The sequence below is a fragment of the Treponema sp. R8-4-B8 genome, assembly GCF_054786175.1.
On sequence record NZ_BDHE01000484.1, the window covers coordinates 56,501 to 73,239 of the forward strand.

Consider the following 16,739-nt stretch of genomic DNA (forward strand, 5'->3'; position numbering starts at 1 on the left):
TAGTAATCGGTAGATTTCTATGAATACCTTATCATTTCCTGAGCTTTTACAGAAGACGGGCGTATGCCGCAGTATTTCAACCCTTTTTGCCGCCGTAAAAGAAGGGAAATTTCCAATAGATATTGAGGGCTGCGAAGGCTCGCTAAATTCCCTGTTAATCGCTCAAATTTACAAGATTTTAGGCGGAAATATTTTTGTCATTGTCCCGCATGAGGACGCGGCTAACGGTCTTTTGACGGATTTGGCGAATTCAGGCCTTCCCTGCGTTAAATTCCCCTGGTGGGGAAACGCGCCTTACAGGGAATTGTCCCCGCTTGCGCTTGTCTTTAGGGAAAGAGCCAAAGTTTTAGCGGACATGGCGGTTAAAAAAGAGGGTATTGTCATTATCCCGCAAAGGGCGCTTCTTACCACTGTCCCCCCTGAAAGCTACATTAAAAAACTGGTTTTCTCGCTTAAACCGGGAGGCAAAATTGATACCCCCGCGCTTTCAAAAACCCTTGTCACATACGGGTACACGCGCGTTCCCCGCGTGCAAGTTCAAGGGGAGTTCGCCCTTCGCGGGGAAGTGCTTGATATTTTCATGGGCGGCGATGAAGACGCGTACAGGGTTCTATTTGACTTTGACAAAGTGGAGACAATTAAAAGTTTTGACCCTTTAATGCAGGGTACGGGTAATGTAAAGTTACAGGAGTTAATTATCCGCCCTATGAAAGAAGTTATCTGGACTGATGACAGGATTGATACTCTGCAAAATAACCTGTCTGCCAGTAAGGAATTTTCCGACGGCGGAAAATCCGTGATTGAAAGCCTGATTTCCACTCAGAGCGTAAAGGGCGAAGAAATGTTTTTTTCCCTTGCCTTTGAAAAACCAAGTTGCCTTTTTGATTACATCGGGCAAAAAGGCACGTTGTTTTTACTCGACAGGGAGCGGCTTGAAAATACCCATGAGAGCCTTGTGCGCGAATACCACGGTTTTTATTCAAGAGCGGTAAGGGAAAAATGCGAATACCCGCTTCCTGAGAAACTGCTTTTTAATTTTGATGAAATTCTTAATGAACACGCGTCTTCCGTTTCCCGTATGATCTCATTCAGGTCGATTAAGGGAGAGGCAAAAAAAGGAGCCTGCCACATTGAGCTAAGCTGCGAACCGGGACGCAGTTTCTTTGGCAACATCAATTATTTAAAAGAAGAATTTGCCTCTCTGCTTGAAAGCGGCTGGCAAATCGCAGTCGCCGCCGAATCGCAGGTGCAGGCAGACCGTATAAAAGTGTTGCTTGAACCGCATAAATCATTGTCTATTATGGCAGTCCCCCTAACCGCCGGTTTCAACCTGCCTGACATAAAATTTATGCTGGTGCAGGAAAATGAAATTTTTGGCAGAAGAAAACTTCCTCCCCGATCTTTAAAAACCGCGCGTTCAAGCCCCATAGACACATTCTTAGAAATTAATCCCGGCGATTACATTGTCCATGTAAACCACGGCATCGGTCTTTTTAAAGGTATCGAAAGATTATCGTCAGGCGGCAATGAAAGAGACTATATAAAAATTGAATATGCCGACGAGGAAACCGTGTTTGTTCCGGTGGAACAGCTTAACCTTGTACAGCGGTATATCGGGAATAACGGCTTGCAGTCGCCGCGCCTTGACAAGATCGGTTCTAAGAGCTGGGAGAACAGAAAGGGAAAAGTAAAAAAATCCGTAGAGGACATCGCACAGAAACTGATAGAACTCTATTCAAAACGGAAGCGGGCGCAGGGCTTCGCCTTCCCCAAAGACAGCGAGTGGCAGACAATGTTTGAAGCCGCCTTCCCTTTTGACGAGACGGAGGATCAGCTTCGCTGTATTCAAGAGATAAAACAGGATATGGAAAGTATCTCTCCCATGGACAGGCTTGTCTGCGGAGACGTTGGCTTTGGAAAAACAGAAGTCGCCCTTAGGGCATGCTTTAAGGCGATAATGGGCGGGAAACAGGCGGCCTTCCTCGCCCCCACGACAATTCTTGTCGAGCAGCACTATGAAAATTTTGAAGAAAGATTTTCACGCTTCCCAGTAAAAGTCGCGATGCTTTCACGCTTTGTAGACAGAAAAAAAACGCGAATAATTCTTGAGCAGTTAAAAAGAGGAGAGGTTGATTTATTAATTGGCACTCACAGAATTATCCAACGTGACGTGCAATTTAAAAACTTAGGTTTGATAGTGATTGACGAAGAACAGCGTTTTGGCGTTAAAGACAAGGAACGCTTAAAGGAATTAAAAACAAACGTAGACTGCCTGACTCTTACCGCGACGCCAATCCCGCGCACGCTTCATATGAGCCTTGTAAAAATTAGGGACATGAGCCTATTGGCTACCGCCCCCGGAGGCAGGCACCCGATAGAAACATTTGTCGAAGAATACGACAATTATTTAATCGCGCAGGCCGTCCGCAGAGAGGTTGAACGGGGAGGGCAGGTATTTTTTCTTCACAACCGAATTGAAACGTTAAAAGACATCCGCATTAAACTTGAACATTTAATGCCTGAAATACTGATTGAAACGGCCCACGGGCAGATGGACGCGCAGGAACTTGAAGACGTGATGCGCCGTTTTATTCACGGCGGCTTTCATGTTCTTGTATCAACAACTATTATCGAGAACGGCATTGATATTCCAAATGTCAACACAATTATCATAGACAGCGCCGACATGTACGGCGTGTCGCAGTTATACCAGCTTAGGGGCAGGGTAGGCAGGTCTGACCGCGTGGCATACGCGTACCTTTTTTACCCCGATCAAAAAGCCCTTTCAGAAATAGCTATGAAGCGTTTGCAGACAATTTCCGATTTTACTGAACTTGGCTCCGGTTTTAAAATTGCGAGAAAAGACATGGAAATTAGGGGAGCGGGAAATCTTTTAGGGAGGGAACAGTCGGGAGATATTTATTCAGTAGGGTTTGATTTATACGTGAAGCTCTTAGACGAGGCGGTAAAACGTCTTGAAGACTCAAATTATGAACCAGATACTGAAACCTTGCTTGAGCTTGAATATACGGGCTTTATCCCCGACTCGTACATTGATTCCCCCCAGCAGAAAATGGAAGTTTATAAAATGATAGCCGCAATACGCGACAAAGAAGACTTGGAGCGCGTATACTCTGAGTTACTCGACCGTTTTGGCCCGTTACCCGACGAAGCCGCGTCTTTGTTAGCCCTTGCCGAAATCAGAATTATATGCCGCCAACTTGCGGTATCTTCGCTAAAAGAGAGAACCGGCGTAGTGCGTATAGAGTTCGCAAAGGTAGCCCGCGTAAAAGTGGACAGGCTGGTTCGCCTAATGCAGCAATCCGCCGGCAAAATAAAACTCGACCCCAAATGCGCAAACGCCCTCTTGCTTAAAACAGGCAGCGTCGGCCTAAAAGAAAAAAGCGAATTTATCCGCGAAAAACTGTCCTCTTTGGCTGGATAGTGAAATATTCCCAAATTTTCTCTCGCAAAGGCGCAAAGGCGCAAAGTTACTGTCCGATAGCTCATTATTGACTAGATATATTAGTTTGACTACAAATCATGAAGGAAAAACGATAATCCCTCGAATAACAACTTCGCGTCCTTTGCGCCTTTGCGAGAGAATTTTCTCAATATTCTTGCTATAAAAGCATACTTTGTGGTATTATGTGATAAATGCCAAATACATCAAAACAGGCTGACTTTTTTGACAACGTTCAGCTAATTACGGAAAAATACCTGACTAAGCGGGCGCGTCTCCGCCATGAAAAAAAGGAAAAGCGAAAGGCAAAAAACCCCATTTTAGATTGGCTGGACGCGTTTATTTGGGCTGCCTGTATGGTTTTGCTGGCAAATCAGTATTTAGTGCAGGCGTATAGGATTCCTTCCGGGTCAATGATAGACACGCTTAATATCGGAGACTTTGTTTTTGTCAATAAAATTATTTACGGGCCTGAAATACTGCCCGGTTTTTTTAAACTGCCAAGCCTTATAAGCCCTAAGCGCAATGACATTATTATTTTTGAAAATCCTTCGTATATCTCAAGGGGAGTCGCTTTTGACGTAACGCAGCGCATTATCTATATGCTTACCCTGACCTTTGTTGATATTGATAAGGACGAAAAAGGGGAGCCGAGAGTTCATTTTCTCATTAAAAGATCAGTCGGATATTCGGGAGATCATTTAATCATGGAGAACGGCGACATGAAGATACGTTTTTCAGGAGAAGACCGCTGGGTTGATGAAAGTGAATATAACGCGTCTGTCGGGTGGAACCACAATATAAGCAGATTAATGCCGCAGGAACAATATTCGGCGCTGAACGCGGCGGCTAAAGCGGCGGGATGGATTGACGCTAAACTGAATCCTTCACAAGATTTATATTCAAAGTCTCAGGCATCAAGTGAAATGCGGTATCCCGATTTTCTTACCTATGAAAAAATAAGGATTGAAACATTGCGAAAAGCGTCTCCCGGCGACGGACGTTACGCGACGCTTTTGGCAAAACAGAGACTTGGCTGGTATGTGCCAAATGGAAGAATATTGCCGATGGGGGACAACCGCGACAATTCCAGGGACGGGCGTTATTTTGGCCCTGTGAAGAAGTCAAAAATTCTTGGAAAAGGGATGTTTATTTATTGGCCTTTATGGCGAATGGGAACAATGCATTAGGATAAATATGTTTGATAAATGGACGCAATATTCATATACCGCGCAAAAAAAACAGAGAAATAAACTTTTTAAATATCTTTTTATTTTTATTATTCTGTATGTTATATATAATTGTTTTAACGCATTCCTCTTTTCAACGTGGTCAGTAGATAATAATACTATGCAGCCGGGGCTTAATTCCGGGGATCGTTTAATATTTACGTCATTTGTTATTCCTTCTTGGCTACGTAACAAAAACGAACAGAATTATTTTCCGTTCAAACGCGGAAGCGTCGTATTGGTGGATATGGGGCATTATAAAGACAAGAAAATTCCCCTGCGTATTGTTGACGGAATTGTAAGGTTCTTTACGGCGCAAAAGAAAAGCATATTTTCAGGAAAAGGGCAGTACTATGTAAAAAGAGTTATCGCGCTTCCCGGCGATGAAATTTCCATGAGCAATTATGTGTTCGGGGTAAAAGCCGCGGGAAGCACGTACAGCCTTACGGAGTTCGAACTTTCAGAAAAGCCGTATCAGCCGCTTATTCCAAAGACGCCTGAATTATGGGACGGCTCAATTCCTTTTTCGGGAAGCATGGACACCGTTATTTTGGGTCCCGACGAATGTTTTGTAATTTCAGACGACAGAAGCAACACTAACGATTCACGGACGTGGGGGGCGGTCTCCCCTTCGTTAATCGTAGCGAGAGCTTTGCTCAGGTTCTGGCCTTTTGTGAAATTTGACCTGCTTTAAAATTGAAAACAAGCGCTTCACTGTATATACATATCCCTTTTTGCGATTCCTTCTGCGATTACTGTGATTTTTATTCGGTAACCGTGAAAAATTTAAATGAAGAGTATATTGAATCATTTATTACGGCTCTTATTACAGATATAAAATTTCAAATAGAGTATTTTAACATTAACGAAATTCCGACTGTTTACATAGGAGGCGGAACGCCGTCCGTTCTTGGTACAAAAATATCCCCCCTTTTTGAAGCGTTAAAAGAAATCCCCTTTTTTACGCATGAAGAATTTACCGTAGAGGCGAATCCCGAATCAATTACGGAAGAGTTTCTCTCTCTTTGCAGGCGGGGTGGAGTGAACAGGCTAAGTCTTGGAGCGCAAACCTTCCATGAGCCTTCGCGCCTATCAGTAAACAGGAAAGGAAACGCGTTTTTTCTGGAGAGCCAATTAAACCTCGCCTGTCAATATTTTCCCGGCGCTCAAAGTGGAGCGGACTTGTCTTTTGACCTTATGACCGGCTTCCCTCATCAGGATGAAAAAATTATCGAGGAAGACATAAACCGCGTTTGCGCCCACAATCCTTCGCATATTTCGCTTTACAGCCTGACCTTAGAAAAAAACACCGCCCTGGAAGAAAAAATAAAAGCCCAAAAAATTATCCTGCCGGACAGTGATAAAACTGATTCTCTTTGGCTCTACGGGCGCGATTTGCTTAAAAGCGAAGGTTACAACCACTATGAAGTTTCCAATTTCGCTCTGGATGGGAAACAATGTCTTCACAACCTTCGTTACTGGCAGATGAAAAACTGGATAGGAGCCGGCCCATCAGCGTCAGGCACTTTAATAAACGAAGACTCCGCTCAGGCTAAACGGTTTACTTACGCCCATGATGTTGACGCGTATATAAAATCACCGTTAATAACCTCCGCGCTCTGCGAAAACATTGATAAAACAGCTCTTTTAAAAGACGTAATATTAATGGGTTTCCGTTTAAAAGAAGGCCCGGATAGGGAATTGTTCAAGAGCCGTTTTGGTCTCACGCTTGAAGAAAGTATTCCCGAAACCTTAGAAAAATGGAAAGAAAAAGACAAAATGCTTTTTTTGAACAGTTTCCTAAATGACGCATTTATGGAGATAGATGGAACTTTTAAAACATTATTCCAAAATTTTCTCTCGCAAAGGCGCAGAGGCGCAAAGTTCCTGTCCGATAGCTCATCTTTGATCTAAATATATTAGTTTAACTACAAATCTTGAAAAAAAAACGATAATCTCACGAACAACAACTTTGCGCCTCTGCGCCTCTGCGAGAGGTCTTCTTTGTAAATAATTAAATGTTACAGATTACTAAGAGAAAGTTCAGCGTCGGTTTTTCTAATGTATTCAGGTCCTGAATATAGATAGGGCGTGCAGTCCTTGTTAAATAAATTGTTGCTCTTAGCGATGGCGATTAGTTCTTTCGCATAGCCGTTTTTTTCAAAAACAAGCGTAAGACTATCTTTTGTGTTTTCAGTCAAGGAATCGTAAAGGAGTTTTGAGCCGGGGCCTGTTAGGGTTATTTGTTTATATTCATTTTTATATAGCTCTATATCATTTATTATTTGTGATAAATTTGAGTCTTTATCTTCCGTCAGGCGTTGCCCGTCTTTAAAAAAGGCGTAGAAAAAAGCGTTTTTTCTGGCTTCAATTACAGACAGAGTTACCCCCAGCGCAAATCGCTCATTATTGGCGATACATTCAAGGGTTGGGACGGGCGCGAAGGGGACTGATAAAGAGAGGGCAAGACCTTTGGCTATTGAATAACCGATTCTAAGGCCTGTGAATGAACCAGGGCCGCCCATGCAAAGAATGCCGTTAATATCCTTGGGCTGGATGCCGGCTTTTTTTATAAGGCCGTCAATTAATTCCATTATAAGCTGCGAATGGCTTGTTCCGGCTTCCGTTTCAGAGGAAAATATTTCTTCTTCATTGGAGACAGCAACTGAAAGAATGGACGCAGCAGTGTCTATCGCAAGCAATTTCATAATTTATCAAGCCCTTTAATTTTTATCGCTCTGGAAACGGGGCTTGTTATCTCCATGCGGATTTTAATTGAATTTTCAGGAATTGATTCTGGTATGCGTTCGCTCCATTCAATTATTGAAATCCCGTCTGAATTAATTATATCATCTCCGCCAATATCTTCAAAATCTTTATAACAATTTAAACGGTAAGCGTCAATGTGAAACAGAGCGGGGGAGGAGCCATTTTGATATTCATTGATTATTGTATATGTTGGGCTTGTAATATTTTCCGTTATGCCCAAACCAAGCGCAATGCCCTTTGTAAGGCAGGTTTTTCCGCTTCCAAGACAGCCTTCAAGGGCGATAACGGAACCGGCAGAAAGAAAACTTGCAATCCGTTTTCCAAGGATAATAGTTTCTTCTGGGGAATTAGAAACTATGTCAATCATATTTTAGTCGGGAAGCCCGTCGGCGCAGTCCAACTCGTATATATGGCGTTTAAGTTCCCTTATTACGGGAACAAGAGGATAATCAACAGCGTCAATAAATGTTACGGCGACTTCTTTTTGGCCCGTTGGTTTTACTTCTATGGAAAAATCAATACGGTAATCGTTTTGCTTGTTATTTAATTCAATAACCGCGACGCTTGTATAAAGCTTTCTGTAGTAAATGGGGACATCCTTTCTGATCATGTCTTTTAATGTTACAATCTTCATCCTTTTATCCTTTTTTTTATTTTACTCCTGTGAATATTCATATACAAATGAATTGATTACATTCATTGATTTTTGGGTTAATTTAAGGAATTTCATATGAATAATAGTATTTGCGCCAGTCCGGTTTGTCCTTAAAACCTGCCCCAAAGCGGCCAAGTTTATATCGCATAACAAAAATTCAACTTTAAACCTTGCCCCAACCTGTATGGAGGTCATTGTTTTTATTGAACAGCCGCCTACGGAAATATCGGCGATAGTGCCCTGTAATTTCCTTTTATCCGCGATCAGGCGCTGTTTTTTGCCGCTGCCTTCAACAATTACAAGAAATAATGAGCAGGGGACGGCCGTTTGTTTCCTGCGGAAACGCCTCTGTGAAAGAAACCTTAATTGATTGGAATGGGCAATCTGCATTGTAGGATGCCCTTGTCTGGTTGTGTAGCCCGTAACTCTGGTTTCAAAAGAAAAACCTTTGTTGCTTTTATCAAAGAATAATACGTTTAGCTTTGTGCCTTTTTGAAGTTTTATCTGGCTTCCAAGTACGGTTTTTGGCGTTTCAACTTCGATATTTTCACCTTTTGTGGACATTACGGTAACTTCAATTCTTTCTTTGTTCGCGACAATGGTAAATTTTGTGTCGTCCTTTATTTGGCGCGTGGAAGTCAACCCTTCCAAGACGCTGTTTTCGATAATGTTTCTTGTTGAAAAAAGAACCCCAAGCTTATGCTGCGTTTCGTTTTCATGACCGTGCGTCTGCTCTAAGACTCTGTACGCGCGCCTGAAATGCCTGTCTAAGAGAGAAGGAGTTATTATGGATCTTTGCGGATCAACCACCTGATCTGTTTTAAAAACATAATCAAGCATTTTTGTCTGTTCATGATCAAGCCCAAGACTTCTCGCGATGCGGTGAAACGCAAAAATTGAAAAAACGCCCGCCCCCGAAGCCCCGGTTGCCGCGCCGGAACTTTTTTTGCCTGCTGTTGCAGAGCCTCTTCTTGAATTGACAATTAAAAGAGCCGCTACGATGACGACGACAATGACAAATATGATTATTATATCTTTAGGAGACGCGTTTGATTTTGATCCACCCCAGCTAAAATCTGTCGCTGATACTAATGGATAAAGCATTAAGATATTGCCTGTCATTTTTCACCCTGCGCCGTTTGCCGGCAGTTGTCTAAAATAGCGAAATATAATTCCTTTAATCTTGGAGCCGCTTCATATTCTGCAATGTCTCCAATAATGATTGTATCATGTTTTTCGTAAGCTTCCAACAGTTGCGTTAAGATATTTTTAAAATCACTAAAGTCATGGGCAATTTTATTTGCTTTTTCCATCTGTAATAGATAACCTTGAATGTTTAACTGGTAAAAAATACGCAATATTTTTTCAGTTAGAGATGAAAAAATTTCTATTGTTTTTGCCGCAAGCAGGTCTTTTCCAGTTTGAATATTCAAAGGAAGATTTATAAGTTTTTCGCAAATTTCATTTAAAATAGGTTCGAGCTTTTCCAGTTCTTTTACAGGTTCTGTTACTTCCCTTTGTACTTCTTCAGTTATTGAGCGCAAGGTCAGGACGGATACATTGCCTGTGGAAAACGCATCAACAAAATAAGAGTAAAGCTCGGGCATTTCTTCGGATATATACTGCGCCTGTCCGCTTTTCTTCCAGTTTTCAAAGAATTTTGCCTTTTCATCAAAGTTAAGTTTTTCGTATTCGTCGATATCCCGTTTTAAATTAATTATGCAGGCCGTGGTTAATTCCGCGATTGAATTAGTGCGTACTTCAATACATTTTACCGTATTAATGTCTTTTTTGAAAATTTCCTCCACCATAGAAGAGTTGACATCCTGACCGTCAACTGACATTTCGCTCATACGGTGTCCTGAATTGGAAAGCCATTGTTCAAGGCCGGCGACAATCTCTATTAATGTTTTTTCATTGCTAAGCGTATAATCCAGCGGCTTGTCATTAATTTTTATTATCATTACCTGCCGCCCCGGTTTTGCTGGCTAAAATTGTCAAGCGACCTTGACATTTGTTCCATCCGCGCGTAGGCGGATTCCATTCTCGCGTATTGCATGCGAAGATCCTGTTCTTTTGCGGCTAATTGGCGATCTAAAGTGGCAATACGCCTTTCGTCCTGGTTGATACGGGAATCAATAGTGCTGCTTTTCAAGGAAATAATGCCGCCTGTTTCAACAAACGGCCTTACAAGAGAGTCTACGTTAAACGCGATGCCCGTATCCGCGATTATGTCTCCTGAAGTGTTGCTTGCAAAAAGCTCTTTAATTGCCGGTATTTTAGTCTCCAAAGCCGCGTCAAGGGCTTTTTCGTCAATTTCCAGATAACCTCTTAACTGTGACGGATTGTATCCGGTGCTTCTTGAAGCGTTTGAACTGACGCCTATTTGGGATAAAAGCGTAAGTTCGCGCTCAAGGCTTGTAGGGTAGGGCGCGGTAACCGTCCTTGTAAGGTGGGTTTTTAAATTGGTTAATGTAAGGTCTCCGTTAAAAGCGCCCAGTCTGCTTTGCATCTCCTTTTTTTCTTCAGCGGTTAAGTATGTCAATTCATTTATAATCGCGTCATCCGCGGCGGTATTGTATCCCGATCCTGAGTACACGCTTCTTGCGGTCAGTACGTTTATCTCCGCCATAAGGCGGTTGTAATTTCCAACAAAAGCGATAATCGCTTCTTTTACCGCTTCCTTATTACCGGTAATTTTTAAATCAACCGGTTTGCTGGAAACGCCTCTGACAGTTAAGGTAATGCCGGGAACAAGGTCGTCTATAACATTGGTAGGGCGGGTAATTTCTATGCCTTCCATTGATAAAACTGCGTCGCGCGCCGTAGAAACGGCGTTTAACGGCCTTAAGCCGCCCGCAACCGTAGGATCTACTATTTCTATTTTACCGACTGAAACTTCACGGTGGGTATTCGCGTTTTCGATATTAAGCGAGACAATAGTCCTGCCGCCCGCGATTTCAGATAAATTGTATTGCCTTGAGGTAAATGAATTTGAATCGCTAATAGCCGGTAATTTTGCCGTTGTGCCGTCTGAGAAGACAATGCTTAATACCGCCATATCATCGTTTCGCTGAGCAGCGGGCGGCGGGGTAGAGTCAAGTTTTGGAGCGTCGGACGGCAAGTTTTCAATTGTGATGTCTCCGTAGGTTACTGAACCTGTCGGGATATTCGGCCCCGGGCCGGGTTGAGGAGTATTAACGGCGTCGCCGGTATTAACCTTAGTTTGAGTTTCAAGCTTCAGTATTAGGGGAGAATCGGAGCTAATTGCGATATTCATTGGGACGGAGGCGGAAGAAAGCGGGGCAACCTGTAATACGCCGTTGTTAATTGTCACATTAGCGGCGTTTTGTCCCGATCTTTGCACTGTGTTTTCATTGACGGGAAAGTTTGTCTGTTCTCCGCTGCCGACTTCCATCATTCCGATACGTGTGGCAAGAGCCGCCGCGTCCTGAGAAAAGATCAATCTGTTTTCAGAGCCGGTTAATTTGGATTCTATTAAAAGTGAAATTGTTCCGCTTTTTACGGTTATAAGAGAAGCGGAGATTTTATTGCGCCCGCGGTTATTTATCGTTTCTACAAAATTTTTTAAGGTGCCGCCGCGGTAATTTATGGTAATTTCATCATTGCCGACTGAAAAGGAATATGTGCCGGCTTCTATTCTTGTTTTTTCATCAAGAGGCTGGGAAAGGAAGCGGTCTGCCTGGGCGGTTTGTTTAACGGTAAAAGTAAAGGTTTGTTCCAAGGCATCCCTATTTGCGATTGCCGTTATTACGGATTCATCGGAACTATTGCCCAGTCTTTCGTTAAAAGGGTTTTGAAAAGAGTAGAGTTGGCGGGCGCTCTCCCGCAGCGCGTTTATCCTTCTGCCGACTTCCTGCCAATAGCCTTTTTGAACGCGCAGAGCGTCAATGTTATTTTGGGCTCTGTCTCTGGGAATTCTTTCAATTTTCATCAGGCCGTCAATAACCTGATCAGAATTAAACCTGCTTTTTACCCCCGGTATGTAGACATCGGACATAAACTTGAACTCCCCATCATCAATTCGCTTAAAATAACCGCTCGTTTACGCTTAATCTTTGCGGCTAGACCATCTCATCAAATAAAAGACCTATGGCCTCTTTCAGGTTACTGTGCAACCGCTGCAACTCTTCAGGCGGAATTTCCTTGATCACCTTATCGGTTTCTTTATCAATAACCTTGATAATCACCTGATTAGAACCGTGATCTACTACAAATTGCAGTTTCCTGTTAAAAGCAAGACCTATTCTCTCCAAATCCGCCGTTGTAGAGTTACTGACTTGAGGCTTTACTTTCTTTTCCGGCTGCGTAAGCGTCTGCCTGACCGGTTGCTCCTGTTCGTGTACCGGCATTGGCGTGACAGGATTAAATCCCACACTTGCTACGGACATGATATACCTCCATGTAAATTGTCTGACTTTCCTTATATGGATTGCCAGACGCTATTTTTCCGCCAATCCCTGGCAGAAAAAATCGGGCAGTGAAGGCGCGAACTTCACTGTCCTTGTACGAATAAAAAGACGACATCCAGAAGTCTCTTAATCCGTTATTTTTAAATAATCGACACTTACGAAAGCAGCGACAAAACAGATTGACTGCGAAGATTGGCCTGCGCCAACATCGCGGTCCCGCTCTGGTTCAAGATGGAGTCCCTTGTATAGTCAACCATCTTATTCGCCATATCTGTATCCCTAATGCGGGATTCCGCCGCTTGCAAGTTCTCCGCCGCAATGGCTACGCCCTGCGCCGCCATTTCAAAACGGTTCTGATAAGCGCCAAGGTCCGCGCGTTGTTTTGAAACCATTTTTAACGCGTTGTCCACCGTGCCTATGGCTTTGTTAGCTTCAGCGGGGTCGGCAATAGAAATCTTGCCTTGTGCACCCTGCGCGTTATTCAAACCTAAAGCATCTGCTGTCATATTGCCAATAAAAACCCTTGCGCTCTGATCCATGTTCGCGCCAATCTGGAACTGCATAGTCCTTCCGGTTGTATCCGTCGCAAACGCTCCTGTGAGCATATTCATGCCGTTAAATTGGGCATGGCTCGCGACGCGGTTTACTTCATCGACTAACTGCGAAACTTCGACTTGGATCTGCATACGATCCTCGTCCGTATAGATTCCGTTAGCTGATTGAACCGATAGTTCCCGAATACGGTGCAGTATATCCTGGGTTTCCTGGAGATAACCTTCAGTAGCCTGAATAAAGGACACACCGTTTTGAATATTGCGTTCCGCCTGATTTAATCCGCGAATTTGGCTTCTCATTTTTTCGGAAACCGCAAGTCCGGATGCATCATCCCCAGCTCTGTTGATCCTCATACCGGAGCTTAATTTCTCCATGTTTTTGGTCAACGATTCCTGGGTTACGCCGAGCTGACGATCGGCGAACATGGCGCTCATGTTGTGATTAATAATCATTTTTTTACCCTCCATAGTTTGCTTGTCCCGGCTATCCCTTGCCGGGACCGTTCCGCGGACGCGGTTTACAGGAGACGGTTTCGCGCCGCCGCCCCAATAAACCGCAAACAGAACGAAACGATTTATTAACGATTCGAGGCAAGTATATATACTTGCCTTTTTGTCAATTAATCTATCGTTTCGAACTGTCCCACGCAAGCCTAATCAATATGATTGGACTTGGCTGGAAGGTTTTTGTCAAATAACCCTGCTGGATTATAAACACCGTTTAAAACCCAGACTTTAAACTACCTTAAGAAGGGGGGCTGAACCTCTTTCCACGGTTAAGTAGATTCAGTATCCCCCTATAAGGTAATTTTAACACATTATTGCAACAATGACAAGACCGAAGTTGACCTTTGATTGGCCTGTGCCAGCATTGCGGTGCCAGACTGATTCAGAATTTGGTCTCTAACATAGTCAACCATGTATTTGGCCATGTCCGTGTCCCTTATTCTGGATTCTGAAGCCTGCATGTTTTCCGCGCCTACGTCAAGACCGCGGACGGCGTGTTCCAGACGGTTCTGATAACCGCCAAGATCCGCCCTTTGTTTATTGACGATTTTGAGGGCAGCGTCCATAACGCCGATGGTTCTGTTCGCTTCATTTGGGGTTGATAAACTGATGAAAGTATCGTCCATTTGGCGGATTCCAAGACCTTTGCTGGTCATGGTGCCGATATAGACCTGCTCCCTTTGATCCATGTTGGCGCCGATATGGAGCCACATTGACGCTGTAACGACATTATCGCTGATTACGCGGGCAAAACGCCCTGTAAGCATATTCATGCCGTTAAACTGGGCATGGCTGGCGATTCTGTCCACTTCGTCAACAAGCTGTGAAACTTCAACTTGGATGTACATTCTGTCTTCATCGGTGTAGATGCCGTTTGCAGACTGTACCGCCAATTCCCTGATACGTTGAAGAATGTCCTCTGTTTCCTGGAGATACCCTTCCGATACCTGGATGAACGAAATGCCGTTTTGGGCATTTGTTGAAGCCTGGTTAAGACCACGAATCTGGCTCCGTAATTTCTCGGAAACCGCCAGTCCGGACGCGTCATCGCCCGCACGGTTGATTCTAAGACCCGAGGAGAGTTTCTCCATGTTTTTGGTGAGGTAAACTTGAGTTACCTTGAGGGACCTGTCCGCAAACATTGCGCTCAGGTTGTGATTAATGATCATAAGATCCTCCTTGAACTGTTACGAAAGCATCCATGCTCCCGTTTGATTCTAGCCGTTTCCGGCTTAAACCGTTAGATAATGTACCTGAGCGGAATCCGCGGAAATCCCACGCCAAATACATCTTTCCGTTTTTATTGTCGGCAGGTGGGGATTTATACTTTAGATAAATTTAAAAATTATTTTGGGAAAACTATTAATGGGCGCCTATGGCCGGTTTGCTGTAAGGCGCTTCCTTCAGGGAGACTCATATCTTGCTGTTGTATATTTAACTGTTTTTCTGTCGGTTTTTCCAAAGGTCTTTCAATCGGCTTTTCAATTGGTTTTATCGCGGGATTTTCTATTACAACCACTGGCTTAAAAACCGGCTTTTTTTCTATTTTTGGGGTTGGTTTTGTTATTTTCTCAGAAACAGGTTTTTTTGATGTTTTTGGCGCGGATTTAGAGATTTTCTTGGAGACCGTTTTTTTAGGCGTTTTTGATGGTTTCTTTAAATCAGGTTTAACAGCCTTTTTTTCTGTTTTTACTGGTTTAGCTTTTACGGAAGCCTTTTTTGATACAGGCTTCTTTACCTGTTTTGCGGGGCTTTTTACTGCCTTTTTCTTGGAAACTTCCTTTCTCATAAATAACACCTCTTTTGAACAATTTATACGCTATATATTAAATATAACATAAATTATTAAAATTGTGAACTATATAACGAAGAATTTCACACGAAGAGCACAAAGGAAGAGAAGAACACGAAGGGAAAGAGGGGGTTCTTGTACGTATTTTAGGAGACTGTCTTAACTTTCTTCTCTCTTCACTTTTCTTTCTTCTTTCGCATTATCCGCTACGTGCCCGTTTGCAATTAATTACGGTTCCATGACCAATTTCTGTCGGGATGTTTCCCCATAATTCCTCTGGAAGTTTGCAATGTTCAATGCTTCCATCAATATGCCTTTGTTTTGGTCTTTCACAGTTATACAAATTAATAATTTCATTGTTTGTTAGATTGACTATTTCGGCTGTCTTTCCGAATAATGTTTGAAAATCGTTAATATTTATTACTATATAACCGCAATCGTAATTTTTCTTTTCTGGCATAATTGGACAAAAATAACATCTGCTCATGGCATAATGCAATGAAAGATGTTCTTTATGAACTTCATATTTTATCCCGGTGCATTTTATATAAAAAAGAAGAGCTGCAAAACTAAGATATATTTCGCCCATAGATTTTGATACGCTGCCTTATATTGTGAAGAATCCCACTTCTTTAATCGGAGTTTTGTGTTGTTGTGTTAAATAGTAAAAATTTATAACGCTTTGGCAAAAAAATATATCAGGCTCTGTTGGTTTTAGAGAATTTCTTTCTCGTGAATCTTTAGGGGTTTCAAACCAAATTCTAAGCCTTTCATAGTATTCTAACGACCTTTTTGATTGTTTATATTTATCAAATTTTTTAAGAAAATTCTGGTCATTAACGCTCATAAGCGGAACCGGTTTTTTCCCCTGCTCCTTAAAAAATTCTTTTTCGCCTTCAGTTGTAATTTTAATAATTCTATTAACTATGTCAAAGAAGGCCGCGAATAACATTTTTTCTTCAGAAATAACCCTTAATTCATTTTCAAGACATAAGCCAGAGAAATCTTTAGAGTCTTCCCTATAATTACTAATTACTACATTGAATTCCCTATCAATGTAATCTTCATCCGGGATTTTAAACGTGAAAGCGTAACTGTAAGGAACGCCTTTATACACCATGCACATAATATTTCTCCCTTAGACAAGAGGGCAGGTTCCTTCGCCGCAAAAGCGACAGCTTTATAGGCCGGAAACCTTCCAACCCCCTCCTTAGTAAACAACCCCAAAAAACCTATATATTAGCCATAATTCTTTTTAAGCTATTTTTATTATTGCTATATGCTGCAAAAAAAGTCAATAGTTATACAAAAGAAAAAAGAATAGAGAAAAATGAAAA

Annotated in this window: 16 protein-coding genes; 4 read left to right on the top strand and 12 right to left on the bottom strand. The window is 42.6% G+C overall.

The window, feature by feature from the left end:
* Window positions 1-19 precede the first annotated feature (19 nt).
* The 4 genes from mfd (at window position 20) to hemW (ending at window position 6,606) form a co-directional block, all read left to right on the top strand.
* Window positions 20-3,445: a transcription-repair coupling factor gene (mfd, locus tag ACYVRA_RS11410; protein WP_461252830.1), complete on the top strand. Its 3,426-nt coding sequence runs from the start codon at window positions 20-22 to the stop codon at window positions 3,443-3,445.
* Window positions 3,446-3,657: 212 nt separating this feature from the next.
* Entirely contained in the window at window positions 3,658-4,653 is a 996-nt protein-coding gene (gene lepB / locus ACYVRA_RS11415) for a signal peptidase I (protein ID WP_461252831.1), read from the top strand.
* Between the two features lie 7 nt (window positions 4,654-4,660).
* Window positions 4,661-5,386 carry a signal peptidase I gene (gene lepB, locus ACYVRA_RS11420; RefSeq protein WP_461252832.1) on the top strand — a complete coding sequence of 242 codons (726 nt, stop codon included), beginning with the start codon at window positions 4,661-4,663 and terminating at the stop codon, window positions 5,384-5,386.
* Window positions 5,387-5,388: 2 nt separating this feature from the next.
* The gene (hemW, locus tag ACYVRA_RS11425; protein ID WP_461252833.1) at window positions 5,389-6,606 is read left to right on the top strand and encodes a radical SAM family heme chaperone HemW; all 1,218 of its coding nucleotides are present in this window, start codon (window positions 5,389-5,391) and stop codon (window positions 6,604-6,606) included.
* 107 nt (window positions 6,607-6,713) lie between these two features.
* On the opposite strand, the gene tsaB is transcribed toward hemW, so the two are convergent.
* The 12 genes from tsaB to ACYVRA_RS11485 form a co-directional block, all read right to left on the bottom strand.
* Window positions 6,714-7,400 (bottom strand): tRNA (adenosine(37)-N6)-threonylcarbamoyltransferase complex dimerization subunit type 1 TsaB, encoded by a 687-nt coding sequence (gene tsaB, locus ACYVRA_RS11430; protein WP_461252834.1) that lies wholly within the window; start codon window positions 7,398-7,400, stop codon window positions 6,714-6,716.
* Window positions 7,397-7,828 carry a tRNA (adenosine(37)-N6)-threonylcarbamoyltransferase complex ATPase subunit type 1 TsaE gene (tsaE, locus tag ACYVRA_RS11435; RefSeq protein ID WP_461252835.1) on the bottom strand — a complete coding sequence of 144 codons (432 nt, stop codon included), beginning with the start codon at window positions 7,826-7,828 and terminating at the stop codon, window positions 7,397-7,399. Before tsaE ends, tsaB begins: the two co-directional genes overlap by 4 nt.
* 3 nt (window positions 7,829-7,831) lie before the next feature.
* On the bottom strand, window positions 7,832-8,095 hold the full coding sequence (locus ACYVRA_RS11440) for a hypothetical protein (protein WP_461252836.1): 264 nt from the start codon (window positions 8,093-8,095) through the stop codon (window positions 7,832-7,834).
* 21 nt (window positions 8,096-8,116) lie between these two features.
* Window positions 8,117-9,238: a flagellar brake protein gene (locus ACYVRA_RS11445; protein WP_461252837.1), complete on the bottom strand. Its 1,122-nt coding sequence runs from the start codon at window positions 9,236-9,238 to the stop codon at window positions 8,117-8,119.
* Window positions 9,235-10,080 carry a hypothetical protein gene (locus ACYVRA_RS11450; protein WP_461252838.1) on the bottom strand — a complete coding sequence of 282 codons (846 nt, stop codon included), beginning with the start codon at window positions 10,078-10,080 and terminating at the stop codon, window positions 9,235-9,237. The genes ACYVRA_RS11445 and ACYVRA_RS11450 overlap by 4 nt, the downstream gene beginning before the upstream one ends.
* Window positions 10,080-12,137, bottom strand: a complete 2,058-nt coding sequence (fliD, locus tag ACYVRA_RS11455) for a flagellar filament capping protein FliD (RefSeq protein ID WP_461252839.1) — start codon at window positions 12,135-12,137, stop codon at window positions 10,080-10,082. The genes ACYVRA_RS11450 and fliD overlap by 1 nt, the downstream gene beginning before the upstream one ends.
* A gap of 64 nt (window positions 12,138-12,201) precedes the next feature.
* On the bottom strand, window positions 12,202-12,528 hold the full coding sequence (locus tag ACYVRA_RS11460) for a flagellar protein FlaG (protein WP_461252840.1): 327 nt from the start codon (window positions 12,526-12,528) through the stop codon (window positions 12,202-12,204).
* Between the two features lie 176 nt (window positions 12,529-12,704).
* Entirely contained in the window at window positions 12,705-13,556 is an 852-nt protein-coding gene (locus tag ACYVRA_RS11465) for a flagellin N-terminal helical domain-containing protein (protein ID WP_461252841.1), read from the bottom strand.
* A 365-nt stretch (window positions 13,557-13,921) separates the two neighbouring features.
* On the bottom strand, window positions 13,922-14,779 hold the full coding sequence (locus ACYVRA_RS11470) for a flagellin N-terminal helical domain-containing protein (RefSeq protein ID WP_461252842.1): 858 nt from the start codon (window positions 14,777-14,779) through the stop codon (window positions 13,922-13,924).
* Between the two features lie 176 nt (window positions 14,780-14,955).
* The gene (locus ACYVRA_RS11475; protein WP_461252843.1) at window positions 14,956-15,399 is read right to left on the bottom strand and encodes a hypothetical protein; all 444 of its coding nucleotides are present in this window, start codon (window positions 15,397-15,399) and stop codon (window positions 14,956-14,958) included.
* Window positions 15,400-15,601: 202 nt separating this feature from the next.
* Window positions 15,602-15,862 (bottom strand): hypothetical protein, encoded by a 261-nt coding sequence (locus ACYVRA_RS11480; protein WP_461252844.1) that lies wholly within the window; start codon window positions 15,860-15,862, stop codon window positions 15,602-15,604.
* A 147-nt stretch (window positions 15,863-16,009) separates the two neighbouring features.
* Window positions 16,010-16,528 carry a hypothetical protein gene (locus tag ACYVRA_RS11485; protein WP_461252845.1) on the bottom strand — a complete coding sequence of 173 codons (519 nt, stop codon included), beginning with the start codon at window positions 16,526-16,528 and terminating at the stop codon, window positions 16,010-16,012.
* Window positions 16,529-16,739: the final 211 nt, after the last annotated feature.